At 62.6% G+C, this 24,715-nt stretch carries 16 protein-coding genes and 1 other RNA gene; 12 read left to right on the top strand and 5 right to left on the bottom strand.

Annotated elements, in window-relative coordinates; translation table 11 throughout:
- Window positions 1–88: 88 nt before the first annotated feature.
- From R2N16_RS06650 to R2N16_RS06615, 8 genes are all read left to right on the top strand, one after another.
- Window positions 89–2,545 (top strand): ExeM/NucH family extracellular endonuclease, encoded by a 2,457-nt coding sequence (locus R2N16_RS06650; protein WP_316664790.1) that lies wholly within the window; start codon window positions 89–91, stop codon window positions 2,543–2,545.
- Between the two features lie 44 nt (window positions 2,546–2,589).
- The gene (rrtA, locus tag R2N16_RS06645) at window positions 2,590–3,126 is read left to right on the top strand and encodes a rhombosortase (RefSeq protein ID WP_316664863.1); all 537 of its coding nucleotides are present in this window, start codon (window positions 2,590–2,592) and stop codon (window positions 3,124–3,126) included.
- 148 nt (window positions 3,127–3,274) lie between these two features.
- Window positions 3,275–5,749 carry an ATP-binding protein gene (locus R2N16_RS06640; protein ID WP_316664789.1) on the top strand — a complete coding sequence of 825 codons (2,475 nt, stop codon included), beginning with the start codon at window positions 3,275–3,277 and terminating at the stop codon, window positions 5,747–5,749.
- 439 nt (window positions 5,750–6,188) lie between these two features.
- The gene (locus R2N16_RS06635) at window positions 6,189–6,776 is read left to right on the top strand and encodes a fimbrial protein (protein WP_316664788.1); all 588 of its coding nucleotides are present in this window, start codon (window positions 6,189–6,191) and stop codon (window positions 6,774–6,776) included.
- Between the two features lie 84 nt (window positions 6,777–6,860).
- Complete coding sequence (locus R2N16_RS06630) at window positions 6,861–7,607, top strand: fimbrial biogenesis chaperone (RefSeq protein WP_316664862.1); 747 nt, start codon at window positions 6,861–6,863, stop codon at window positions 7,605–7,607.
- Window positions 7,608–7,804: 197 nt separating this feature from the next.
- Window positions 7,805–10,267, top strand: coding sequence for a fimbria/pilus outer membrane usher protein (locus R2N16_RS06625; RefSeq protein ID WP_316664787.1), 2,463 nt, complete (start codon window positions 7,805–7,807; stop codon window positions 10,265–10,267).
- A gap of 136 nt (window positions 10,268–10,403) precedes the next feature.
- A complete protein-coding gene (locus R2N16_RS06620; RefSeq protein ID WP_316664786.1) occupies window positions 10,404–11,225 on the top strand; it encodes a fimbrial biogenesis chaperone in 822 nt (273 codons plus the stop codon).
- Window positions 11,226–11,240: 15 nt separating this feature from the next.
- Complete coding sequence (locus R2N16_RS06615; protein ID WP_316664784.1) at window positions 11,241–12,227, top strand: fimbrial protein; 987 nt, start codon at window positions 11,241–11,243, stop codon at window positions 12,225–12,227.
- Between the two features lie 195 nt (window positions 12,228–12,422).
- Here the strand turns inward: R2N16_RS06615 and ssrA are convergent.
- The 4 genes from ssrA to ubiG form a co-directional block, all read right to left on the bottom strand.
- Window positions 12,423–12,780, bottom strand: a transfer-messenger RNA (tmRNA) gene (ssrA, locus tag R2N16_RS06610).
- 30 nt (window positions 12,781–12,810) lie between these two features.
- Complete coding sequence (locus tag R2N16_RS06605; RefSeq protein ID WP_316664782.1) at window positions 12,811–16,596, bottom strand: DUF748 domain-containing protein; 3,786 nt, start codon at window positions 16,594–16,596, stop codon at window positions 12,811–12,813.
- Between the two features lie 118 nt (window positions 16,597–16,714).
- The gene (locus tag R2N16_RS06600) at window positions 16,715–17,404 is read right to left on the bottom strand and encodes an HAD family hydrolase (RefSeq protein WP_316664781.1); all 690 of its coding nucleotides are present in this window, start codon (window positions 17,402–17,404) and stop codon (window positions 16,715–16,717) included.
- Window positions 17,401–18,117, bottom strand: coding sequence for a bifunctional 2-polyprenyl-6-hydroxyphenol methylase/3-demethylubiquinol 3-O-methyltransferase UbiG (gene ubiG, locus R2N16_RS06595; RefSeq protein WP_316664780.1), 717 nt, complete (start codon window positions 18,115–18,117; stop codon window positions 17,401–17,403). The genes R2N16_RS06600 and ubiG overlap by 4 nt, the downstream gene beginning before the upstream one ends.
- A gap of 159 nt (window positions 18,118–18,276) precedes the next feature.
- Here ubiG and R2N16_RS06590 point away from each other — a divergent pair, with 159 nt between their 5' ends.
- Window positions 18,277–18,786: an outer membrane lipoprotein gene (locus R2N16_RS06590; RefSeq protein ID WP_316664779.1), complete on the top strand. Its 510-nt coding sequence runs from the start codon at window positions 18,277–18,279 to the stop codon at window positions 18,784–18,786.
- Window positions 18,787–18,961: 175 nt separating this feature from the next.
- On the opposite strand, the gene ompA is transcribed toward R2N16_RS06590, so the two are convergent.
- The gene (gene ompA, locus R2N16_RS06585; RefSeq protein WP_004629211.1) at window positions 18,962–19,618 is read right to left on the bottom strand and encodes an outer membrane protein OmpA; all 657 of its coding nucleotides are present in this window, start codon (window positions 19,616–19,618) and stop codon (window positions 18,962–18,964) included.
- Between the two features lie 431 nt (window positions 19,619–20,049).
- On the opposite strand from ompA, the gene gyrA reads away from it, so the two are divergent.
- The 3 genes from gyrA (at window position 20,050) to serC (ending at window position 24,658) form a co-directional block, all read left to right on the top strand.
- Window positions 20,050–22,719, top strand: coding sequence for a DNA gyrase subunit A (gene gyrA / locus R2N16_RS06580; protein ID WP_316664778.1), 2,670 nt, complete (start codon window positions 20,050–20,052; stop codon window positions 22,717–22,719).
- A 128-nt stretch (window positions 22,720–22,847) separates the two neighbouring features.
- Window positions 22,848–23,408, top strand: a complete 561-nt coding sequence (locus R2N16_RS06575) for a DUF2059 domain-containing protein (RefSeq protein ID WP_316664776.1) — start codon at window positions 22,848–22,850, stop codon at window positions 23,406–23,408.
- A 113-nt stretch (window positions 23,409–23,521) separates the two neighbouring features.
- Window positions 23,522–24,658, top strand: coding sequence for a 3-phosphoserine/phosphohydroxythreonine transaminase (gene serC, locus R2N16_RS06570; RefSeq protein WP_316664775.1), 1,137 nt, complete (start codon window positions 23,522–23,524; stop codon window positions 24,656–24,658).
- Window positions 24,659–24,715 lie beyond the last annotated feature (57 nt).

Here is a 24,715-nt window from a genome sequence, read left to right as displayed (position 1 = left end):
AACGACCGGTGACTGCGCGCCATGCGTGCGTCATCGGCGTTGTTGGAGGTATGCCGAAACCATTCCATCCCCCCATCCCGCGGTCCCCATGCGTCTGCACTTCCTCCTTCCCGCCGTGCTGTTCATGGCGTTGCCTGCCCATGCCGAACTCCTCATCAGCGAGTACATAGAAGGCAGCTCGAACAACAAGGCCATCGAGATCTACAACCCAGATGGTGTCGAGGCCGATCTGTCGGTCTACAAGATCGCGCAGTACAACAATGGCGGCAGTACGCCCACGGCGTTGTTTCCGCTCTCGGGCAAGCTGGCGCCGGGCTCCGTGCATGTGATGGCCCACAGCACACTGGCCAGCGCGCTCGGCACCCGTGTCAACCAGACCGCTGCGTTCTCCTTCAACGGCGACGACGCGCTCACGCTGACGCGCTCCGGCGTCGTTGTCGACCGCATTGGCCAGGTCGGCTATCAACCGCCGTCCGGCTTTTGGGGTACGGCCAGCGCCGGCACCAAGGACCACACGCTGCGCCGCAAAGGCACGGTGAAGCAGGGCGATACGGACGTCACCGCTGCCTTCGATCCGTCCGTGCAATGGGATGCGTTCAGCGTCGACGACTTTTCCGATTTGGGTCTGTACAACGGGCAGGGCGCTGCCACGCCACCGTCTGTGGCCGCGCTGTGCGGTGCACCGGCAACGCACCTTGCTGACGTCCAGGGTGCCGCGGCGACGTCGCCCCTGGCCGGCCAGAACGTCGAGGTCGAAGCGATCGTGACTGCCGACTACAGCGGCGCCACCGGCTTCAGCGGCTTCTTTGTGCAGCAGCCCGATGGTCAGCGCCGCAAGGTGCCCGGCGTGTCGGAAGGTCTGTTCATCTACGCGCCCGGGGTTACCGCACGCGCGGGCGATCTGGTTCACCTCGTCGGCAAGGTCGAGGAAAAGTATGGCCAGACGCAGTTGACGCTCGCCACCAACGGCATGGCAAGCTGCAACAGCGGCAACAGTGTGACACCGGTCGACGTGACACTCCCCGTGGCGGATGCCCGGGCACTGTCGGCGTACGAGGGGATGCTCGTGCGCCTGCCGCAGACGCTGACCGTGAGCGAAACGTACGAACTTGGACGCTACGGAAGCATCCTGCTCAGCAATGGGCGCCTGCCGCTGCCGACCAATGTCGCCCTGCCGGCAAATGGCGCGGCGGCCCAGGCCGCGGCAAATGCGCTGAACCGCCTCGTGCTCGACGATGGCTCCAACCAGCAGAATCCCGGCATCGTGCGCTACCCGGTGCCGGGCCTGTCTGCGACCAACCCTGTGCGTGCCGGCTATACGGTGAGCGGTGTGCAGGGCGTGCTGGAGAAGCGCTACAACGCCTGGCGCCTGCAGCCGGTGCCCGGGGCGGCTGCGCCGGTTTTCAACACCGCCGCCAATCCGCGTGCAGGGGCGCCCGTGCGCCACGCGCAGGCGGACGTGCGCGTGGCTTCGTTCAACGTGCTGAATTACTTCAACGGTGACGGGAAGGGTGCTGGCTTCGACGATCCGAACAACCGGGGTGCAAAGACACTGGCTGAATTCGAGCGGCAGGAAGCCAAGATCGTTGCTGCGATCCGCGCCCTCGATGCCGATGTGTTGGGCCTGATGGAGATCGAGAACGACGGTTACGGCGATCTCAGCGCCATCCGCCGCTTGACAGACCGGCTGGGCGCAGATTGGCGCTATGTGGATCCTGGCGTACCCAGGCTGGGCAGTGACGCGATCACCGTGGCGATTGTCTACAACAGCCGCACCGTGCAGCCCGTCGGCGTGCCGGCGACGCTGGCCATCGACGACAGGAACCGCCAGCCGCTGGCGCGCAGCTTCCGCCGCGTGGGTGGCGCGCACAACTTCACCGTGGTGGTGAATCACCTCAAATCCAAGGGCTGCACGGGCGCCACCGGCAACGACGCCGACCAGGGCGATGGACAGAGCTGCTGGAACCCCACGCGCGTGCGCGCCGCCAGGCTGATCGCGGACTGGCTGGCAACCGAGCCGACCGGCGTTCCGGATGTGGGCAAGCTGCTGATCGGCGATCTCAACAGCTATGCCAAGGAAGACCCGATCCTGAGGTTTGCCGACAAGGGTTATGCCGACATGGTCGCCAAGTTCATCGGCAAGGACGCGTACAGCTATGTCTACGGCGGCGAGTCCGGCTATATCGACCATGCCCTCGCCACCGCCGGCTTGGCCGAGCGCGTGCGCGCCGTGCACGAGTGGCACATCAATGCCGACGAGCCCGTTGCGCTGGAATACTCGTTCGCCTACAAGAGCGCCGAGCAGCAACAGACGTTCTACGCGCCGGATGCGTATCGTTCGTCGGATCACGATCCGGTGCTCGTGGACCTCGCGCTCAATGCGCCAGCGGCCGACGGCGGAACGAGCCCGGAGAGCGATGCGGCCGCTGGCGGTGGCGCCGTCAGCGCAGGGGGGTCGGGGGCCGGAGCAGTGGATCCGCTGATCTGGTTCGTGCTCGTCCCAGGGGTCGCCCTCTTGGCGCGGCGTCGCTCGTGGCGCGGTTGAGCATTCCGGGACTGCGTCGGCCTGCGGGACGATCGTGCTTGGCGGTGCATCCGGGTTGCCTGGTGGCTGCCGTGCTCATGCTCGCACTGCAGGCGGGTGGTGCCACCGTGCTCGATGCGCTGCGCTATGAGCGCGCCTCCATTGCGTCCGGGCAGGTGTGGCGGCTGGTCTCGGGCCAATTCATCCATTTCGGCTGGGCGCACTGCCTGCTCAACCTTGGCGGTCTGGCCATGCTGGCGACCATCCTGCCAGCCGCCGTCCGTGTGGGGCGCTGCTGCTTGGCGCTCGGGACGCTGATCGGGCTCGTGCTGTTTTTCACCATGCCGGGTTTGCAGCACTACGCGGGGTTCTCCGGCATCCTCTACGGGCTGGCAGTGGTTGCGCTGCTGCCACGCGCGTCGAAGGAGCCGGCCGCTGCCGTGGTGCTGGCAGCGCTCGCAGTGCGAGCGCTGTGGCCCTGGATGGGCGACGGCAATGCAGATGCTGCGGCGTGGCTTGGGGCCCCACCGCTTGCCGCCGCGCATCTGGCTGGATTGGCAGCCGGTGCGCTGGTGCTTGTCGTGCGGCGCACAGCCGCTTGAGCCATGTCGACGAACCGTTGGGTGTTGACCTCCGAACGCTGGCGCTCGTTGTGCTGTGCTCCCTTCGGTTACGGACCTGAATTAAGCTTACCCACTGACATGATCGGCAACACCGCGCGGGCGAGCCGCCGGTGCAGCCGATTCCGATATGGCGAGTGGGGGAGATGTGAACAATCTAGCTGCGACGGTGCGCACGCTGATCCTGGGCGTATTGCTCTGTATGACGTCGGGGGGCAGCCATGCGGCCCCAACCCCGGTGTTCACGCCCGAGGAGCATGCGTGGATCGCAGCGCATCCGGTGGTCCGTACCTGCGTCGACGCGCACTGGCGTCCGTTCGAGTTTGTCGACGCTGGCAAGGTGGCTGGGATTGTCCCGTCCTTTCTCGACGCGGTTTCCGAGTTGAGCGGCCTGCGCTTCGAATATGTCGACGGCGCATGCTGGAAAGGGTCGATCGCAGCGTTGAAGTCCGGCGCGGTCGACATGTTGCCCGACTGGAGCAAGGACGAGGAAGCGGCACCAGGCCGCGAAGGCTTTCTCGCGACGCCGCCGTACTACGTCGGGACCATCGCCATCGTCACGGCCAAGCGTGAAAACCTGTTTGCCGGTTTCGCGCAGTTGGGCGGCAAGCGGGTGGCGGTCAAAGGCGGCGGCGGCCTTGAACTCGCAATCCGCTCCAGCGGTGTGCCGTTGACGTTGCTGACGTTTCAAGAGGAATCCGATGCGCTGGAGGCGGTCGCCGACGACGAAGCCGATGCAGCGCTCGGCACGGATGCGTCGATCCTTCCGCAACTGCAGCGCAGGTTCAAGGACCGGCTCTTCGTCTCGGGCAGCATTTGGGACCGTCCTTATGCCCTGGCGATGGTGACGCGCGAGGACAATGCCGTGCTCGCGTCGATCCTCGATAAATCGCTGACAGCCATTTCGGCGTCGAACACCGATGCCATCCGGCATCGATGGCAGGAAACGACCGACTATGGCGCGCCGTCGCTTGCCTCGATCTTGCATTACCGCTGGCGACAGGTCGCCCTGGTTGCGGGTGTGGTGCTCGCCTTCGCGATGCTGGCGTACGTGCTTTGGCGCGCGCGCCTAGCCGCCGTCCGCAGCGAGCGCGATAAGGCGATGTTCCTGGCGTTCATCAGCCACGAAATCCGCACGCCCATGCACACGATCCTCTCGTCGCTGGAGTTGCTGCAACGCTCGCAGTTGACGGGGCAGCAGGCCAGTCGCGCCGATGCAGCGATCTCAGCCTCCGAGACCCTGTTGGCCCTGCTCGACGATGTTCTTGAATACTCACGCCTCGAATCCCGCAGTGTCGAACTGGCGCCCCGGCCAACCGCGATCGGACTGTGGGCCCAACAGACGCTCGACATGGTCCGTTGGCGATCGGACGAAAAGAATCTGGCGTTGTCGCTGGACATGGCGTGCCCGCCCGGCTTCACTGCGGACATCGACGCCACACGCGTGCGGCAGATCGTTCTGAATCTGTTGGTGAATGCGATCAAGTTCACGGATGCCGGTAAGGTGGTCTTGCGCGTTGACTACCTGCCAGGAAAGCCTGCTGGCGCCGGCACGCTGGTGCTCGAAATCAGAGACACGGGCATGGGCATTCCGCCCGAGCGCCAGCGCAACATCTTCGAACCGTACGCGCGAGTGGAAAGCCCTGGCAACCGCGGCGCGAGTGGAAGCGGACTTGGCCTGGCGATCTGCCGCGAACTGGTCGACCTGATGAAAGGCGTGATCACGGTCAGCAGCAGCCCCGAGATCGGCACCGTGTTCACCGTCATGCTGCCCACCCGCGAGCCGCAGGCGAATGGGGCGTCCCAGCGGGCATCGCAGCCGGCACCGTTGGAGACGGGTGCAGCACCGGCACGCGAGCACAAGCCGAAGGCCCACGTGCCGTTGCCGGAGGCACAGGAAGGTCCGCTCGTGCTGGTCGTCGATGATCACGAGGCCGTGCAGCACGCCATCCAGCATCAGCTTGACGCACTGGCGTGCAGGTCGGCCGTCGCCGGGACCGGTGAGGCCGCGCTCGACATGTTCGGGGCGACGGTGTTCGACATGGTGCTGCTCGACTGCAACCTGCCCGGCATTGACGGATACGCCGTCGCCCAGCGCATGCGTGAGATCGAGCGGCAGCGCGCGGCCCCACGCACCCCGATCGTCGCCATTTCCGCTGCGACAGACGACGCGCATCGTATCCGATGCTTTGACAGTGGCATGGACGGGATCCTGTCCAAGCCGCTGCGCCTTGCCGCATTGCGCGAGATGATCGAGCTGTGGTGCGGGCACGCCAACGATGCGTCGGGTCCTGCGCCGGCGGAGCACGACTTGCCCGCGGCCGGGTTGGAGGCCATCTACCGCGACACCTTGCAGGTCGATATGGAGACGCTCCGGGTGGCTCTGCGTGATCACGATGTCGGACTGGCCCGTCACGCCGCACACCGGATTGCAGGCGCCGCCGCGGTGGTCGGGCATACACGCACGCGCGACGTGGCCGCCGAGATCGAACGCCGGCTTTCGGCGACAACTGGCGGTGCACAACCTGGCACTGACGCACTGTTTGCAGAGCTGCAGTCTTTGAACCAGCCCAACGCGGCTGCGGGCGGAAGCGGTGCCGCGTGAGCGGCGCCCAACGTTAAAGCCTGAGCTTCGGTTCGTCGTCGCGGGCTCGGCGCTCACGGCAGCGCTGTCGCCCTGCGCCGTTTCTGTTGGGCCAGAGATCTTGCATTCAGCACGGCATGCGTGCTCCCGTTGTCGGACCGTTCATGTAACGGGCGACGAGCGGTGCCGCATCGTGCTCAACCCTTGCCGCTGTAACGCTTCCGGCTGAACCTGCCACCCGCTTCGGTCACTGCGTCCCAAGCGATATCGGGAGCCTCCCGCGCGTCCCACCCAGGCGCGTCACTCCAAGAAATGCACCCATTTCACGCGCTTTTCAGACCAGTCCGATATAGCGCGGCACCCTCGGTTGGAATACTTGCGCCTGCCTTCTTCGATAGGCATTTGTTCTCGACCAAGTCCCGGCATTTTCCTGCTGCGGTCTCAATCAAAGGGTAAGTCAATGAAAGCGAAATTGTTCGTGGCGGGCGCCGCCATGTCTGTGCTGTCCTCCGTCGCAATGGCCCAAACGCCGCCCACTTCGGTGGCAGGCGTCATCAACTTCCAAGGCGCGGTCCTGAACGATACCTGCAAAGTTTCGTCCATCACGGGTGATGCCGGGACCATCAACGTGAACATGGGCAACATCGCCGCTGACGATATCGGCACGGTTGCGGCACCCAAGCGTCTGACGAATGGTTCCGGCTCGGCCAACTTCGACGTGGTGTGCAAGGTCGGTGCCAAGGTCAGCATGAAGTTCGCAGGCAAGGCCGCTGAGCTGAGCGCAGACAAGAAGACGCTGCGTGTGAATAACGGCAACACGTCCGCGGGCTTTGCACAAGGCGTCGGGATTGCCGTGTATGAAGGTTCAGGCTCGAACATGAACGCATTCGATCTGGGCAGCGGCGATCTGCTCGCGCAGACCGACGTGCCGGCAACGGGTGGCGCCATCAATGTGCGCTTTGCCGCCGCGTATGTCGCCGCTGATCCGACCAAGATCAAGCCGGGTATTGCCAACGCCAGCCTGCCGTTCACGCTGAGCTACGAGTAAAGCAAGCGCCAGCCAATGCGGCTGGCTTCAACTGGCAGCGTGCTGCGCCCGCTGCCTCCTTCCTCTTCGCAGGCCATTCCGGATATGAAAGCAAAACGATGCGTCGCTGGCGCGGCGTTGGCGTGCGCGTTGGCTGCGTCCGCGAGTCACGCCACGATCTCCTTGAGTACGACAAGGGTGATCTTTGATGGCAAGAACAAAGAGAGCTCCGTGGTCGTCAGTAACGATGGCGCTGATGCGTTGATTCAATCCTGGTTGGACCCGCTCGATGATGCTGCCAACGTACAACTGCCGTTTGCCATTACGCCCCCGTTAGCCAAGATTGGCGCCAATCAGCAGCAACTGCTGCGCGTGCTGTACGAAGGCGTGGGCATGCCCGTCGAGCGCGAGTCGGCCTTCTGGCTGAACGTTCAGGAGATTCCTCAGGCAGCCAGCAACGACAACGTTCTGCAACTAGCCGTGCGCCAACGCATCAAGGTGTTCTACCGGCCGGCCGGGCTCGGCGGTGACCCGCTCAAGGCGCCTCTCAGCCTGCAATGGCAACTGAACCAAGACGCTGGCAAAGCGATGCTGCGTCTGACCAACCCGAGTCCATATCACGTGACCGTGGTGGATGCCCAGCTCCACGCCGGCACCATGGCTGAGGCCGTTATCGACGCCAAGATGATCGCGCCCGGGTCCACGTTCACGGTGCCCGTCAAGCAGCCCGTCGGCCACACGGCGGCGCCGGAGCTGCGCTACGAGGTCATCAACGACTACGGCGGCCGCGAAAGCTACCGCGTCACCCTGCACGGCAGCCAGTCGTCCAGCCCGGTAGCTGGCGGCAATTGACCCCACCGATCGGCCCGATCGGTCCAGCCCGCACCCATTCGTAGCGGAGCTTGCCTATGTGACACCTCGGATTCTCAGAGCCCAAAGCGAGCATTTCGATGTCTAAACGCCAGACCACCAAATCGTTCAGCAGAAAGATCCGCGGACCAGCGCCTGCTGCACGCCCCAGCGCAAACCCGCTGTATTTGGCATTGTGTTTGGCAATATCGAATGGCGCGCGTGCGGCAGAGGGGGAAACACTCGTCGCGCAGATCGATCCCGAGCTGCTCGCATTCAACACCAACTTTCTGCATGACCAAGGCCGTCCAGCCGATTTGAGCGCCGTGCTCTCTTCCGGCAGCAGCGTGCCGCCCGGCACGTATCGCGTGGAGGTCCAGGTCAATGGCAACCTTGTTGGCCGCCGTGACATTGACTTTCACCAACATGCCGGCAAAGGTAAGGTGCGCCCCTGCCTGACCGCGCAGATGTTGCAGGACTTTGGCGTCAACCTGAGTGCTGTCACGCCTGCGCTGGATATCAATAGCCAAGCGTGTCTGGATTTGCCGCAGTTGATGAACCAGGCGTCGGTTGATTTCGACGCTGGCCGATTGCGTCTCAACCTCAGCATTCCGCAGGCGTTTCTGTCGCAGTCCGCACGGGGCTATGTCGATCCTGATTTGTGGGACGAAGGTGTCACCGCCGGCTACGTCAACTACCAGTTCAGCGGCAACTACGGCCACGGTCGCTTCGGCAACGACAGCAGCAGCTATTACCTGGGTCTGCAGAACGGGGTGAACATCGGGCGTTGGCGCCTGCGCAATGAGTCGGCGCTCACCGGAAGCAATGGCGGCGAGACCCGCTTCCAGAGTAACCGCACGCTGGTGCAGCGCGACATTGACGCCATCAAAGGCCAGTTGACGCTGGGAGAACAATATTCCGACGCCACGCTGTTCGATAGCGTTCGGTTTCGCGGCGTACAAGTGGGCTCCGATGACGCCATGCTGCCGGACAGCGAGCGTGGCTACGCACCGGTCGTGCGCGGTCAGGCCGCCACCAACGCGGTGGTGGAAGTGCGCCAGAGCGGCTACGTGCTCTATCGCGCCAACGTGCCACCCGGCCCGTTTCAACTGACCGACATTTTTCCGTCGGGCTCCAACGGCGACCTTGAAATCGCCGTGATCGAGGCGGACGGCAGCGTACACATCACGCATCAGGCTTTCTCAAGCCTGCCGCTGATGCTGCGCAAGGGGCGTTTGAAGTACAACTTTGCGGCTGGCAAGTACAACGGTGGCGAAGGCCCGTCGCCCAATCTGGTCAGCGGTTCGCTCGTCTACGGCCTTACCGACAACAGCACACTGGCCGGTGGCCTTCAGGCCTCGCCGGACTTCCAGGCCGTCAACGTGGGTGTGGGTACGAATACGCCCATCGGCGCGCTGTCGGTGGACCTGACCCAATCGAGCAGCCGAGCGCAGGGTAAGCGCGATACCGGGCAGAGTGTCCGCATCTTGTATGCCAAGACCTTCACGCGCACCAACACCAACTTCACGCTGGCGGCCTATCGCTACTCAACCTCCGGTTACCGCACCTTCAACGATCACGTCAACGATCTGGGTAACGCTGCGGGTTTTCAATCCGGTCGCAGCCGATCACGCATCGACTTGACGACCAGCCAGGATTTGGGTGGCCCCGACCGCAAGTACGGCAGCGCCTACCTGAACCTCAGTCAGCAGACCTATTGGAATCAGCCGGGCTCCAACCGCAGCATCAGCGTCGGTTACGGCAACACCTGGAAACAGCTCAGCTACAACCTGAGCCTGAGCCGGACAAGCGACTCGCGCTTTGGCGGAAACGGGGCGAATACGCAGGTCATGCTCACGATGTCGATCCCGCTGGGCGGCAAGATGCGCTCGCCGCGGGCTTACACCAACGTGAGCAATGACAGCAATGGCGGCACCAACATCCAGAGCGGCCTGAGCGGCTATGTCAGCGACAACACGTCGTACGCCATGCAAGCCGGCTATACCAGCCGTGGGCGTGGCGCGACGGGCGGTGCAAGCATCGCCCACGACGCCGATGCAGGCCAGCTCTCCGCCAATGTCAATGTCGGACGCGATTACCAATCGGCCAGCGTGGGCGCGACGGGCGCCGTGGTGGTTCATGGCGGCGGAGTCAACTTGAGCCGTACCGTGGGCGACACCTTCGCATTGATGAAGATGGAAGGGCTCAAGGGCGCGACTGTCCGCACCGACGGCGGCACCCAGGTCGGCCGCAACGGCTACGCGGTCGTGACTTACGCACAACCGTACCGCTTGAGCTCTCTACGCCCCGACACGCATAACTTGGGCGCAGACGTGGAATTGGACGACACCGTCAAGCAGGTGGTGCCGCGTCGCGGTGCCATCGTAGAGGCGGTATTCAAGGCGCAAAGTGGGCGCCGCGCGCAGTTCACGCTCACCCGGGAAGCGGGGGAACCGGTTCCTTTCGGCGCAGTCGTGGAGGATGCCGGGTCCGGGCGATCGCTCGGGATTGTCGATCGCACTGGCAACGCGCTCGTCTTGCTCAAGGAAGACCAGGGCGAGCTGCGCGTGAAATGGGCGGAAGGGCAGTGTCGTGCGCCATACGCTTTGCCCTTAGCGAAAGCCGGTGTGTATTACGCGCGGCAGGTCGTCCGCTGTCGATGAGTTCCGCCTGCTGGGCAGTTGCTCCGTCTGCCAGCTCCATGGGACTTGTCTCGCATGCACACGTGATGGGCGTCCAACCCTGGGGAGCGAGCCATCGGCAACGGTGTGCGCGTGCACACATGGAGTGGAGATCAAATTGAATCAGTCGAATGCAAATCACGGACGGCACGATGCCGTCGCAGTTCGGAGTAGACCGCGGTGGGCTGCGGCCGAGCGGTTTCAGCGCACCGAATGGTCCGGCGTTCGTGCAGCACTGCGAGGGATTACGCGTCGTGCGGTCATTCTCGTCGCCGCGCTGCAGCCCTTCCTGGTGATTCCGGCGAATGCCGCGTTGACCATTACCGGAACCCGGGTGATTTATCACGAAGCCAGCAAGAGCGTCATCGTGCCAGTGACCAATCTGGACAACCAGCCCGTGCTTGTGCAGAGCTGGATTACCAATGCGCAGAACGAGGACGACCCGGCCATTCCGTTCGCGATCGCGGAGCCGTTATTCAAGGTCGAGCCGGATCGCAGCAGCGATGTACGCATTTTCTATGCGGGCCAGGGGATGCCGTCGGACCGCGAATCAATGATGTTCCTGAACATCATGGGCATTCCGGTCAAGCCTACCCAACAAAACACGGTTCAGTTCGCGATCAAGCAAAGACTGAAGCTGTTCTATCGACCCAACGCCCTGAGCGGCAGCGTGTCGGATGCCGTTGCCGCACTGCGTTGGCAGACCAAGCGCGACCAAATTGAAGTGACCAACGCCAGCCCGTTCCATGTGTCGTTGATCGATCTGGATCTGCAATGGCAGGGCGGGCATCGCGCCATTTCCGACTATCTGCTGCTCGAACCCGGGGCGACCCAGGTATTCGACGCAACCGTAACGCATACCGTCGGACCGCTGCGCATGCGATTCGTCGAGATCAACGACGTCGGGCTGCAGGTTCCGCACGAAGTCGATCTTCCATAAATTCCAGCTTGAATCATGAAAACCAAAATGAGTATTTCGAGAGTGCTCTCACTCCTGGTGATGTTGCTCGCGTGGCTGCCGGCCACGAGTTTTGCGGTGAGTTGTTGGGCCGCTAATAGCAACGCCATCATTACCGAGGCGCTCGGCACCGAACTTGCCGTGCCGGCAGATGCACCCGACGGAACGATCATTTGGGAATCCAAGCCCAGAATCGTCAACGTTCTTTGCGCTGACGACCAGGCGTGGGGGGCGGAGACCATCTATTTCTATCTCAATCCTTTGAACGTAGATGTCGGAACCGGCATTCGTGTGGGTATCCGCTATCAAGGAACAACAATTACGCAGTCGAGCGGCAAGGTCAGCACCGGGCATCACTCGCATGAAGGATGTACTTGGTTAGACTGCCACGGGTGGAATAGAGCGCGATTCTCGCTGATGTTTTCCGTATTCGTGGAAAAGTACGGCCCGACGCCGGCATCGGGACAAGCCACGACTCGAACGACGTATAACGTGTTCCAGTTGGATGGCGTCTGGAAATTGAATATCCCGGCGACCAACAACCTCAACTATGTGCTGACAGGGCTGGACAAGGTGCGTTTTGTACCGTGCTCGCCCCAGCTCACGGTGACGCCGGGAACGGTCGATTTCGGGGAGGTGTATGGATTGCGTGCGACGGTGGGTTCGGTGGCTGCGAGCAAGAGCGTCAACCTGAACCTGCAACGCGCATGCACGACGCCATACACGGTCAACGCGCGCTTCACGCCCACGGCCGGCACGGTCGTGAACGGCTTGCTGGTTCCGCAGAAAAACGATTCCGTTGGGATCTCGATCCTGCGTTCAGGGACTCAGGAAAAGCTGGCCTTCAACGACTGGTTCAAGCTGACGGACATGAGCGGCTCAACACCGGCCTCCATCAATCTCGACGCGCAGCTTGTCTGGCGCAAGCAGCCTGTGGTGGGGCCGTTCAACGGCGCTGTCGCGGTCGAGCTGTATTACAAGTAGTTGACCCGGCGCGGGTATAAGGCAGTGCGGGCGAAGCGCCCGCATGGTGAGCAGTCTGACACCTTGCTCCACGTGGATTTTCAGAGACGATCAGCGGAGGGCGGCGACACCGGAGCACCAATGAAAAACGGGCCCGAAGGCCCGTCAAATCAACAGCTTAGATTGTCTTTCGTAATCTTTGGTACTGCGGTGTTTTGGTGGAGCCGGCGGGAATCGAACCCGCGTCCGCAAGCCCTCCACAGAGAGTTCTACATACTTAGTTCTGTCATTTGATTTAACCGCCGCATCGCGGACGAACACGCTCTACGACGGCGAGTCACTAGGTTTTCGTCCTCGGGCCCGTGACACTCCCAAGGCTTATCTGACGTAGATGACCTCGCTAGTCTTTCGACCCTAGCCCGTCAGCGAGCCAGTGCGAGGACGGCGGCCCTTAGGCTGCCAGTGCGTAACGTTCGTCGTTAGCAGTTATTGCATTCCCATTGATTAACGAGGTGACGGGTCCTCGGTATGCCCTCCGCTGCTTCGCAACCCACGTCGAAACCAGGTCGGCCCCAGAGAAGAAGAGAATTATCCCACAGATGGGTCACTTCAGCGCGAAATCAACCCGCGTCGTCTTACCTTTGTCCTTGATGCCCGCGGCATCGAGCTTGGGCGCCACCACGAAGAGACGTCCAGGTTCCACGCGTTCGGCCAGCGCCACATGCACGGCGTTGGCGCGGCGCTGGGCCAGCTCGCGCAGGTCCGAATCCGTCACTTGTACGTTGGTCTCCATCAGCTTGCGCATCTCGTCGGGTGGCAACGATTTGGCGAGCCCGATCACGTTGCGCGGTTTCGGGAACTTGGCGGCCTTGTACGCGCGTTCAAGGTACTTGTTCTCCTCTTCCGGCTTGACGGTGGTGTCTGCCTCAGCAGCGTCCCCTGCGTCCTTGAGCTTCTGTTCACGAATCTGACGGTTCACCACTTCGCGGCGCAAGCCGTCGCGGTCGAATTCCGGATCGACGCGGCCGACGATGTCGACCTTCAGTGCCGGCCGGTCCTTGAGCGCAGTGGCGAGCTTATCGAGTTTGGCCTCCGTCGCCGGGCTGATGTTCGATGTGCCCGGATCGAACTCAATGTAGCCGAGTTCTTCGCCGCCGCTGCCGCCGAATGCGCTGGCCAGCAACGAGAATGGGGCCGTCACTGCGCGTGCGATGAGGTTGACGAATGCACGGAGGATGACGCCGCCGATGCTGAACTGCGGGTCATCGAGCGAGCCGGACACCGGCACGCGCACGTCGATCTCTCCGCGCGAATTTTTCAGCAGCGCCACCGCCAGCCGCACGGGCAAATTGGTGGCGTCCTTGCTTTCTACGCGGTCACCGAAGGTGAGCTGGTCGATGAAGATGTGGTTGTCGGCGGTCAACTTGCCTTGGTCGAGCAGGTAGTGCAGGTCCATCGTCAGCTTGCCCTTGGTGATCGGGTACCCAGCGTATTTGGCGGAGTAGGGCGTGAGGTTGGTCAGTTCCACGCCGTTGGCCTTGGCCGTTAGATCCACAAAGGCCGTGGGTGCGAGCGGGTTGACTTTGCCGTGGATGTCCACCGGTGCGGTGCCGTCGACACTGCCGCGCAGCGTCACGTCGGCCGGTGTCTGGCCGGCGGCTGTGCTGATCGTGCCGATCGTGCCACCGATGGCGGTCAGGTTGGCGGTGTAGTTTGGCTTGACGAAGTTATCGGTGAAGCGGATGTTGCCGTCCTGCAGCGTGATGGCGTCGACGCGCAGGTCTGTGCCGCCGGCCTTGGGTGTGGGTCCGGTGGCCGTTACGGTTACGGCCGATGCAGGCGCCGCAATCGGAGCCGAAGCTACCACGGGCGCGGCTGCCGGGGCGGAAGCTGCAGCGGCCGATGCCGATGATGCGGGATCGCTTTGCGTAAGCGATCGGCGCTCCTCGGTCGGCTGCACGCGGATGTCCTGCAGGTTCAGGCGCCCATTCGGGTTGATGATGACCCGCGCGTAGAACGTCGATAGCGCCACTGCACCCACCCGCACGCGCGGCGTGGTGCCGTCGAAGTTGGCCTGGATGCGGTTGAGGGCGAGCGAGCGCCAGCGCAGGAAGTCATCGGAACTGACGCGGTCCTGCAGGCGCACATTGCCCAGCGTTGCGTTGCCCTGATAGCTGACCGTAAGTGCCTTGCCCTGGTTGAACACGAGGCGTCCGTCCATCGATAGCAGTGCACTCGTAATCGCCGCGTTCAGCGACTTGTCCAGATACGGGTCGAAGCCCGCCAGCGACAGATTCTGCGAGTTCACGCGCAGGTCGGCCTTCAGCGGCTGCGGCACCACCTCGCCGTGCACGTCGAGCTTGCCCTTGGCACCCAGCCCCGCGCCAATCTGCACGTTGACGGGCTTACCGAGATCGGTCGAGGCGTTCTGCACGACCACGTTCAGCGGCTCGACACGCACCTTGACCGGTCGCGAGTTCGATTGGTCTTCAAAGCCGACAGCGCTGTTGTCCAGCCTCAGCGTTTGCACGGTCACAGCCCAGGGTTTTTCGGCCGGTGCGGTCGACTTTGCGCTGGACTTGGCCGGCGCCGCCGATTTGCCCGCCGCCGTTTGTTCTCTGTCCAGCAGCGTCAACGTGGTTGTACCGTCCTTCTTGCGCAGCGCGTCGATCTGCAGGCCATCGGCGCGCACTTCGTTCAGCGCGAGGGTCCGGGCGGCCAGGTCGAAGCTCTTCACATCCGCACGCAACAGCTTGGCACGCAGTGGGGTGTCCTTGCCCGTGGCGGCCCCCAGCGACAGGTCGGCCAGGCTTGCGGTCAGCGGCTCCGCGCGCACGTTGAACTTGTCCGGTCCGAAGTCCAACGCAATCTTGCCGTCGGCCGACAGCGCGCCGTTCTGCAATTGCGGTGCGCCGGCTTGACGCAGGTAGGGGCCGGCACCCAGCAGCTTTACGTCATCCAGCTTCAGTTCCAGCTCGCCAGTGTTCTTTTCCAGCGACGTGTTCCCTTTGACGTTGAGCGTGCCGCCTTGCGCCAGCTTGGCGCCCACATCGAGCGTGGTTGGGCCGCCCAAGGTGCGCACGCCAATGTCGCCGTGGAGGTCTTCCAGCGTCAGTTCTGCAGCCGGCTGCGTGGTCGCGTCACGCCAGTGGACCGTGCTGCTCGCCAGTTGCAGCTTGGTGACCACCACATCCAACGGTTTCGGCTTGGCGGTCGGCGCTGGCTGGGGTGTGGCTGGCTTCGCTTCGGCAGGCGCGGGCTTGCCACCAAGTTGTGCAAAGTTGATCGCTCCGTCGGCACCGCGCGTGGCATCGACGCGCACGCCATCGAGCGTGAGCGCATCGAGATGGAATACGTTGTCGAGCGGGCGCACGTCGCTCAGCGTTGCGCGCACCTGTTTGGCGGCCACCAGTGGCGCATTCTTGGTGTCAACCACTTCCAGGTTGTCGAGGCCGGCAGTACCGCGCACGCGCAGCGCCGGTGAGCTGCTCTTCGGTTTCTGGAAGTCGATCGTCAGGTCGGTCGTCAGCTTGCCTCGCGGCACCCGCACCGGCAGCGGGCCGGGTACGTAGCCTAGGTAGCGTGGCAGATCCAGACCGTCGACCTTGACGTTGAGGTTCGACTCAAGCGAATCGGCAAACGGCTTTGTCTTGCCCGCGAAATGCAGCGGCGCACCGTCAATGCGCGCGGCCAGCAGCGGCTGCACGAAGATGTCCACGGCGGCCGGCAGGCTCGCCAGGAAAGGCACGCCGATCTGCAAACCGTCCACCTTGTGCTGCTCGCCGAGCGGCTGGTCGACAAAGTCGATCGCGCCGTTGGTCAACTGCAGATTGGCGAAGACGAAACGCGCCGGCTCGTTCGACTTGGGCTTGGGCGGGTTGTCCGGTTGGGTCAGCTTGTCGACGATGTCGGAGAAGTTGAAGCGCTGTTCGGCGGTGCGCACAATACGCACGTGTGGCGCGTCGATGCTGAGCTCTTCAATGACGGGCGCGCGGCGGAAGACCGAACTCCACGACGCGTTCACATGCAGATGGCCGATATCGACGAATGATGTCTTGCCGTCGCGCTCGGCAATGTGGAGTTGGTCAACATCAAGCCGAAGCGTGTATGGGTTGATGCTGATCTTGCTGACCGAAACCGGCCGTTCGAGCAGCTTGCTGAGCTGCGTTTGCGCCAGATAGTGCAGCAACGGCGGGCCGCCGAAGGCACCCAGCAGCCCGAACACCACCAGAAAAATCAGCACGCCGATCCCGATGCGCTTGGTCCGCCGCGACGTACCGACCTGCGCCGCGCGTTGCCAGCCGGCCGTACCGCGCACGCGATCGAGCCGTGCGCGCCAGCCGTTGGTATTCGATTGCAGGTCAGGGTGCGAATCGGGGGAGTTGCTCATGCTGGTGTCGATCCGGCCACGGCGTGGCCTACTTCGTCAGTCGGTCGACCGCCACGTCCCGCATGGGAGGCGGCGGTCCTGAAGGTGCGGCGCCCGGGCATTCACCGGGGCGTCGTGCTCAAGCGCGTTGCGATTCGAGCAGCAGCGGAATCAGCTCGGCCGCGCTGGCAATCAACGCATCGGCGCGCCATTCCGCCGGCGACGGCCCATTACCACAATAGCCGTAACTGGCTGCAATGGTAGGCATACCGGCAGCGCGGCCGGCTTCGATGTCGCGCAGGTCATCGCCCACGTAGACAATCTGCCGTGCGGCGACGCCGATGGATTCGGCCGCATGCAGCAGCGGGGCAGGATGGGGTTTGGCGTGCGGTGTGGTGTCGCCAGCAACGACGCAGGCCGGTGGCACCGGAAACTGCAACTGTGCGACCAGCGGCACCGTCAGCCGGCCCGACTTGTTGGTGACGATTCCCCAGGGGATGCCGGCGCGGCCCAGTTCGACCAGCACGTCAGCCATGCCCGGAAACAACTGCGTACGCACGCAGATTTCCGCCTCGTAGTTGGCAAGGAACGCCAGCCGTAGCGATTCGAATTCCGCATCCCCCGGTCCAACGCCGAAGGCCACGCCAATCAGCCCGCGGGCACCATGCGAGGCCACTGGGCGTAGCGCTTCATAGTCCACCGGTTCGAGCCCGCGGTCGGTGCGCACCTTGTTGGCTGCGGCGGCCAGATCGGGGGCAGTGTCCGCGAGCGTGCCATCCAGGTCGAACAGCACTGCGCCCAGCGGATCGGGAAACTGGCGCACGGTCATGCCTCGGCCGGACGGCGTGTGGCCATCAAATAGTTGACGCTCGTGTCGTGCGTCAGGGCGTAGCGGCCGGTGATCGGGTTGTATTCCAGCCCGCGCATCTCTTGAGCCTGGAGCCCGGCCCCACGTACGAACGCGCTCAGCTCCGAGGGACGAATGAACTTGGCGTAGTCGTGCGTGCCGCGCGGCAGCATGTTCATCACGTATTCCGCGCCAATGACCGCCAGTAGATACGCTTTGGCGTTGCGATGGATGGTTGAGAAAAATACATGACCGCCTGGCTTTACCAGCGTCGCGCAAGCGCGCACAACGGATGCCGGATCGGGCACATGTTCAAGCATTTCCATGCAAGTGACGACATCGAAACTGCCCGGCTCGCGTGCGGCAAGCGCTTCTGCTGCGATCTCCTCGTAATCGACGGTAACACCGGCCTCCAGGCTATGCAGATCGGCGACGCGCAGTGCTTTGCGTGACAGGTCGATGCCTTTGACGTTGGCCCCGGCACGCGCCATGCTCTCTGAAAGGATGCCGCCGCCGCAGCCGACGTCCAACACCCGTTTGCCGGCCAGCGGTGCGATCGACTGAATCCAGTCAAGACGCAATGGGTTGATTTCGTGCAGGGGTTTGAACTCGCTGTTCGGGTCCCACCAACGGTGGGCGAGTTCGCTGAATTTTTCGAGTTCGCCGGGATCGGCGTTCGCGTGAGTGGTCGTCATGTTGCGCTGCGCCAGGGCATATCGGCTAGGTGAGGAAATGTACCAAAAAGCGTCGCCCCGACCAAATCACGGGGTCTGAAAAAGGTTTCACATTGAAACAGAGGTGAACAAATGCGCATGCAAATCCTCCAACTGTCACCTTCGCTCAAGGAGAGATCAATGAAATCCAAACAAATTCTGATGGGACTGGGTGTTGCGGGCCTGACGGTGCTGGCGGGCTGCGCAGCGCCGGGTTACGGCGGTGGCTATAACGGTGGATACGCTCAACAGCCGCCTGCCTATGGCCAGCAACCCGCTTATGGCGGGCAGCCGCAGCAAACGGGCGCCCTCTATGGCCGTGTCGAATCGATCCAACCCATGCAAGCTCCGGCCAATAGCCCGGGCATTTTGGGCACGATTATCGGTGGCGTGGCCGGCGGTATTCTGGGTCACCAAGTCGGCGGCGGTACGGGTAACACCGTTGCGACCATTGGCGGCGCAGCACTCGGTGCCTATGCAGGCAACCAAGTCGAGCAGCGTGCCGGCGCGGGCGGCCAGACCGTGTACCGCATCACCGTACGTCTGGACGATGGCCGCGTCGCGACTGTCACGCAGCGAAACCCGAACAATCTGCGCGTGGGCGATCGCGCAATGGTTGCCAACGATCAGGCGACGCCTTCCTACCAATAAGAAGGGCGACTTCGCCGAAGGGCCTTCGGGGGCCCAAACGGAAAAAGCGATGGCGCATTTGGCGCCATCGCTTTTTTAGTGCCCATTTCAGCAGCAGACCCGTGGCGGGCATCTGCTGATGTATAGACGAAAAAAAGCCCAGCCAAAGCTGGGCTTTTTTCCGGTGTGAACCGAATTACTGAGCCTTGCGGGTGCCGACCACTTCGACGTCCACACGACGGTTCGGTTGCTGGCAGGCGATTTGTGCCTTGCGAGCGCCCTTGCACGACTTCGGATCAACCTTCAGCTGGCGCTTGCCCTTGCCTTCCGTGTAAACACGGTTGGCTTCGATGCCCTTGCTGACCAGGTAGCCCTTGACGGCTTCAGCACGACGGACCGACAGGCGGTCGTTGTACTTGTCCGAACCGAACGAGTCGGTGTGGCCAACGGCGATCACGACTTCCAGGTTGATGCCATTCAGCTTCGAGACCAGGTCGTCCAGCTTAGCCTTGCCTTCCGGCTTCAGCACAGCCTTGTCGAAATCGAACAGGGTGTCAGCAGCGAACGTAACCTTTTCGCTCGACACAACCGGAGCGGCCGGAGCGGCCGGAGCAGCCGTCGGAGCAGCAGCCGGAGCCAGAGCGCCGTCGCACTGAGCGTTGGCGGTTGCCGGCGTCCAGAAGCCATTGCGCCAGCACAGTTCGTTCGTGCCGTTCTTCCAGACCCACTCGCTCGTGCCGTTACCCCAGTTGTCGTTGACGGCCTTCTTTTCGTAGGGCACCGACTGAGCGTAAGCGGACGCAGCCATGGCTACCGCAGCTGCAGCGAACGCGAGCTTGGCAAATTTTTTCATATTTCTCCTCTCAGGATGAGATCACCGCAGAAGACTGCGAGCAGATGGGACGAAAACAAGTCATACATTCTTCGGAGTATAACATTCTCGGTGTGGTGAAGGCTCCACTTCGAACAATGTCTGCCTCTTCGCTGGGGGATTGTGCCACAAGCACGCACTCCTAAAAAGCAAATATAAGCGATTCGAACGGGGCACCACGGCCTTGTGGTGTGTACGCAACAAGGCAGGAAATGGCTCGCAAACCCTTATGGGGATTGGGTCGCCGGTTTTGCCCTCGCTCGCAGGGAACGTGCCTGGGGTTGACGATGCGTCGCTCGCGCGTATGAGGGGAGGGGGCTTGCGACATGGTAAAATGTTCTGTTATTCGCGCAACCGCAGCGTCCTGTAGTGCGCATCCCTGTGCTCACTAAGGACCTCCCACCGTTCGCCCAATGGATCAATTCGCCAAAGAGACACTCCCGGTATCGCTCGAAGAAGAAATGCGCAGCTCGTACCTCGCGTACGCCATGAGCGTAATCGTGGGCCGCGCCCTTCCTGATGTGCGGGATGGTCTCAAGCCGGTGCATCGCCGTGCGTTGTACTCGATGCACGAGCTGAACAACGACTGGAATCGCCCCTATAAGAAGTCCGCCCGTATCGTCGGGGATGTGATTGGTAAGTACCACCCCCACGGCGACACTGCTGTATACGACACCATCGTGCGGATGGCGCAGAACTTCTCGCTGCGCTACATGCTGGTTGATGGCCAGGGCAACTTCGGTTCGGTCGACGGCGACAACGCCGCGGCAATGCGTTACACCGAAATCCGCCTGTCGAAGATCGCCCACGAATTGCTGGCCGACCTCGACAAGGAAACGGTCAATTTCGAGCCGAACTACGACGGTTCTGAAACTGAACCGTCCGTTCTGCCTGCGCGCATTCCCAATTTGCTGATCAACGGTTCGTCCGGGATTGCGGTGGGCATGGCGACGAACATTCCGCCGCACAACCTGAACGAAGTCGTGGATGGTTGCCTGCATTTGCTGCGCAACCCGGAAGCGACGGTCGATGAGCTGATCGAGTTGATCCCGGCGCCGGATTTCCCGACGGCGGGCATCATCTACGGCATTTCGGGTGTGCGTGAGGGCTATCGCACCGGCCGCGGCCGCGTGGTGATGCGCGCCAAGACGCATTTCGAGGATATCGACCGCGGCCAGCGCCAGGCGATCATCGTTGACGAGCTGCCCTATCAAGTTAACAAGCGCACGCTGCTCGAACGTATCGCCGAGCTGGTCACCGAAAAGCGCATCGAGGGCATTTCCGACATTCGCGACGAGTCGGACAAGTCCGGCATGCGCGTGGTGATCGAACTCAAGCGCGGCGAAGTGCCGGAGGTTGTGCTCAACAACCTCTATAAGAATACGCAGTTGCAGGACACGTTCGGCATGAACATGGTCGCCCTGGTCGACGGCCAGCCGCGCCTGCTGAACTTGCGCCAGATGCTGGAGTGTTTCCTGCTGCACCGCCGCGAGGTGGTGACGCGGCGCACCGTATTTGATCTGCGCAAGGCGCGCGAGCGCGGTCACATCCTCGAAGGTCTGGCTGTTGCGCTTGCCAACATCGACGAGTTCATTGCAATCATCAAGGCTGCGCCGACCCCGCCGGTCGCCAAGGCTGAACTGATGAACCGCAGCTGGGATTCGGGCCTAGTGCGCGATATGCTCGTTCGCGCAGAGAGCGACACCTCTGGCGGCGGTGCTGCGTATCGTCCGGAAGGGCTGTCGCCCGCGTTCGGTATGCAGGCCGATGGCCTGTACAAGCTGTCGGACACGCAGGCGCAGGAAATCCTGCAGATGCGCCTGCAGCGCCTCACCGGACTGGAGCAGGACAAGATCGTCCAGGAATACCGCGAAGTGATGGCCCAGATCGCTGATCTGCTGGACATTCTGGCGCGGCCGGAACGCATTACCGCCATCATCGTCGAGGAACTTACCGCCATCCGCGCGGAATTCGGCGATGAGCGGCGCTCGCAAATCGAGCACAATGCGACCGAGTTGGATACAGAAGATCTCATTACGCCGCAAGATCTGGTGGTGACGCTGTCCCACAGCGGCTATATGAAGAGTCAGCCGATTTCCGAATACCGGGCGCAGAAGCGTGGCGGCCGCGGCAAGCAAGCTGCCGCGACGAAGGAAGACGACTGGATCGACACGCTATTTGTCGCCAACACGCACGATTACATCCTCTGTTTCTCGAACCGTGGCCGTCTGTACTGGCTGAAGGTGTGGGAAGTGCCGCAGGGCAGCCGCAACTCGCGCGGTCGTCCGATCGTCAACATGTTCCCGCTCTCACCGGGCGAGAAGATCAACGTGATCCTGCCGGTGAAGCAGTTCGATGAGCAGCACTTCGTGTTCATGGCCACCTCCAAGGGGACGGTCAAGAAGACGGCGCTGACGGAATTCTCGAACCCGCGCAAGGCCGGCATCATCGCGGTGGATCTGGACGAGGGTGATTTCCTGATCGGCGCAGACATTACCGATGGTCAGCATGACGTGATGCTGTTCTCTGATGCCGGCAAGGCAGTCCGCTTCGATGAAAACGACGTGCGCCCGATGGGTCGTCAGGCGCGCGGCGTTCGCGGGATGAACCTGGAAGAAAGCCAGCAGGTGATCGCCATGCTGGTGGCGCCGGCCGAAACCGAAGGCGAAGGTGCCCAGTCGCGCGCCGGTAGCGTGCTGACCGCCACCGAGAACGGCTACGGTAAGCGCACGCCGATCTCGGAATACACCCGACATGGCCGTGGCACGAAGGGCATGATCGCCATCCAGACCACTGAGCGTAACGGCAAGGTGGTGGCCGCCGCGCTGGTGGCGCCGGAGGACGAGATCATGCTGATCACCACGGGCGGCGTGCTGATCCGCACGCGTGTGGACGAGATCCGTGAAATGGGTCGTGCCACGCAGGGCGTCACCCTCATCTCGGTGGGTGAGGGCAATAAGCTGTCCGGGCTGCAACGTGTGATGGAGTCCGACGCGGAAGGTGCGGATGGTGTCGAAGGCGCTGACGCGGCGGATGCAGCGCCGGACGCCGATGCGCAGCTGGATGACAGTAGCGAGACATAATTAGAAACATCTTTTGCTTGCCGTTAGGCGCAGTTCTGTCATGATGCCGGACCTGTGCGCGGCAAGGGCTTGGAACTTTTGCGTCACACGCCCGGCCTAAACGCAACGCTTATCTCAAGGGAGCAACAATGCACAAGAGTCTCAAACTCAAACATCTGATCGTGGTGGCCGGTTTCGCTCCGCTGTTTGCGTTCGCGCAGGCTGGCGACGCCGACAAGACGGCTGCCATCAAGGAGCTGCTGACGACGATGAACGTCGATGCAGCCATCAAGGGTCAGGGTGAAGTGTTGGCCAACGGCGCGAAGCAGGAAGCCCCGCTGGTGCTGGAGCAGGCACTGGTCGAGAACAAGACTCTGAACGACAAGCAGAAGCAAGCTGCTGTCGACAAGCTGAAGAAGAACGGCGCTGTGCAGCGCATGACCGACGGCGCCGGCAAGGACTTCGACACGGAAGCCTTCCGCAAGGACGCTCTGCAAGCGCACTATGACTCGCTGGGCAAGTACTACTCGGCCCAGGAAATCAAGGACCTGACCGCGTTCCTGAAGACGCCGAGCGGCCAGAAGTTCATGGCCAATCAGGGCAAGGCCATGCAGGAAGTGTGGGGCAACGTGATGCAGAAGTACGGCCCGCAAGTCGGCAAGAAGATGCGCGACATGGCTGACAAGGAAGTTGCTGCTGCTTCGAAGTAATTGACCGGCATAGGCGGACGATCGGGGCGCAATCCCCGCCGCGCTGCCAGTTGGTAGATAATGGCTGTTTGGGTTTGCGCCCAGACAGCCATTTTTCTTTTGCCCTTCGCCCCATGAACCAAGCGGATCGAGCCCTTCAAACCAGCCAGGCGCGCGTGTACAACTTTTCGGCAGGTCCGGCAGTGTTGCCAGTCGAAGTGCTGGAACAGGCGAAAGAGGAGATGGTCTCCTGGCACGGCAGTGGCATGAGCGTGATGGAAATGAGCCATCGCGGCCGCGAATTTGAAAGCATCCTGGCAGCGGCGTTCGCCGATTTGCGGCAGTTGCTGGCCGTGCCGGACAACTACGAAATCCTCTTCCTGCAAGGCGGCGCCATCGCCGAGAACGCCATCGTGCCGCTGAACCTGATGCGTCGGCTCTCGGCGGACGCACCGAAAGCGGACTACGTCGTCACCGGCACATGGTCCGTCAAGTCACAGCAGGAAGCGCGCAAGTACGGCGAGGTGAACATCGCCGCCACCAGCGAGGCCGAGCGTTTCCACAAGATTCCAGATGTATCGAGCTGGAAGCTATCTTCAGACGCGGCTTACGTGCACCTGTGCACGAACGAAACCATTGTTGGCGTTGAGTATCAGGAGACGCCCGACGTTGGTCAGGCGCACGGGCGTGTGGTGGTGTCTGACGTGTCGAGCCACATTCTTTCGCGGCCGATCGACTGGAACGGCTATCAGGTTCTGTACGGCGGCGCGCAGAAAAACATCGGCCCTGCCGGCCTGACGATTGCCATCGTGCGCAAGGACCTTCTGGGCCATGCGCACCCGTTGTGCCCGTCGGCATTCAACTGGCGTCTCGTGGCCGAGAACGGCTCGATGTACAACACGCCGCCCACTTACGCCATCTACATCGCGGGGCTCGTGTTCCAGTGGATCAAGCGTCAGGGCGGGGTTGAGGCGCTGGAGACGCGCAACATCATCAAGTCGAAGATGCTGTACGACTTTATCGACACCAGTAGCTTCTACCGCAACGAAATCCATCCGACGTGCCGGTCGCGCATGAACGTGCCGTTCTTCCTTAACGATGAATCCCGCAACGAGGCGTTCCTCACGCAGGCGCGCGAGCGCGGGTTGGTGCAGCTCAAGGGCCACAAGTCCGTGGGCGGCATGCGGGCGAGCATCTACAACGCGATGCCGCTGGAAGGCGTAGAGGCGCTGGTCGACTTCATGCGTGAGTTTGAAAGAGTGTCTGCCTGAGCCTGACACTCAATCACGGCAGAACATTGCGCGAAGCGCCCGCTTCGCGCGGCAATT

Origin of the sequence: Ralstonia psammae (assembly GCF_958405935.1) — a bacterium.
GTDB classification, from domain to species: Bacteria; Pseudomonadota; Gammaproteobacteria; order Burkholderiales; family Burkholderiaceae; genus Ralstonia; species Ralstonia psammae.
The sequence above is the reverse complement of the archived record's forward strand: the minus strand, read 5'-3'. Positions and strand labels throughout refer to the sequence as shown.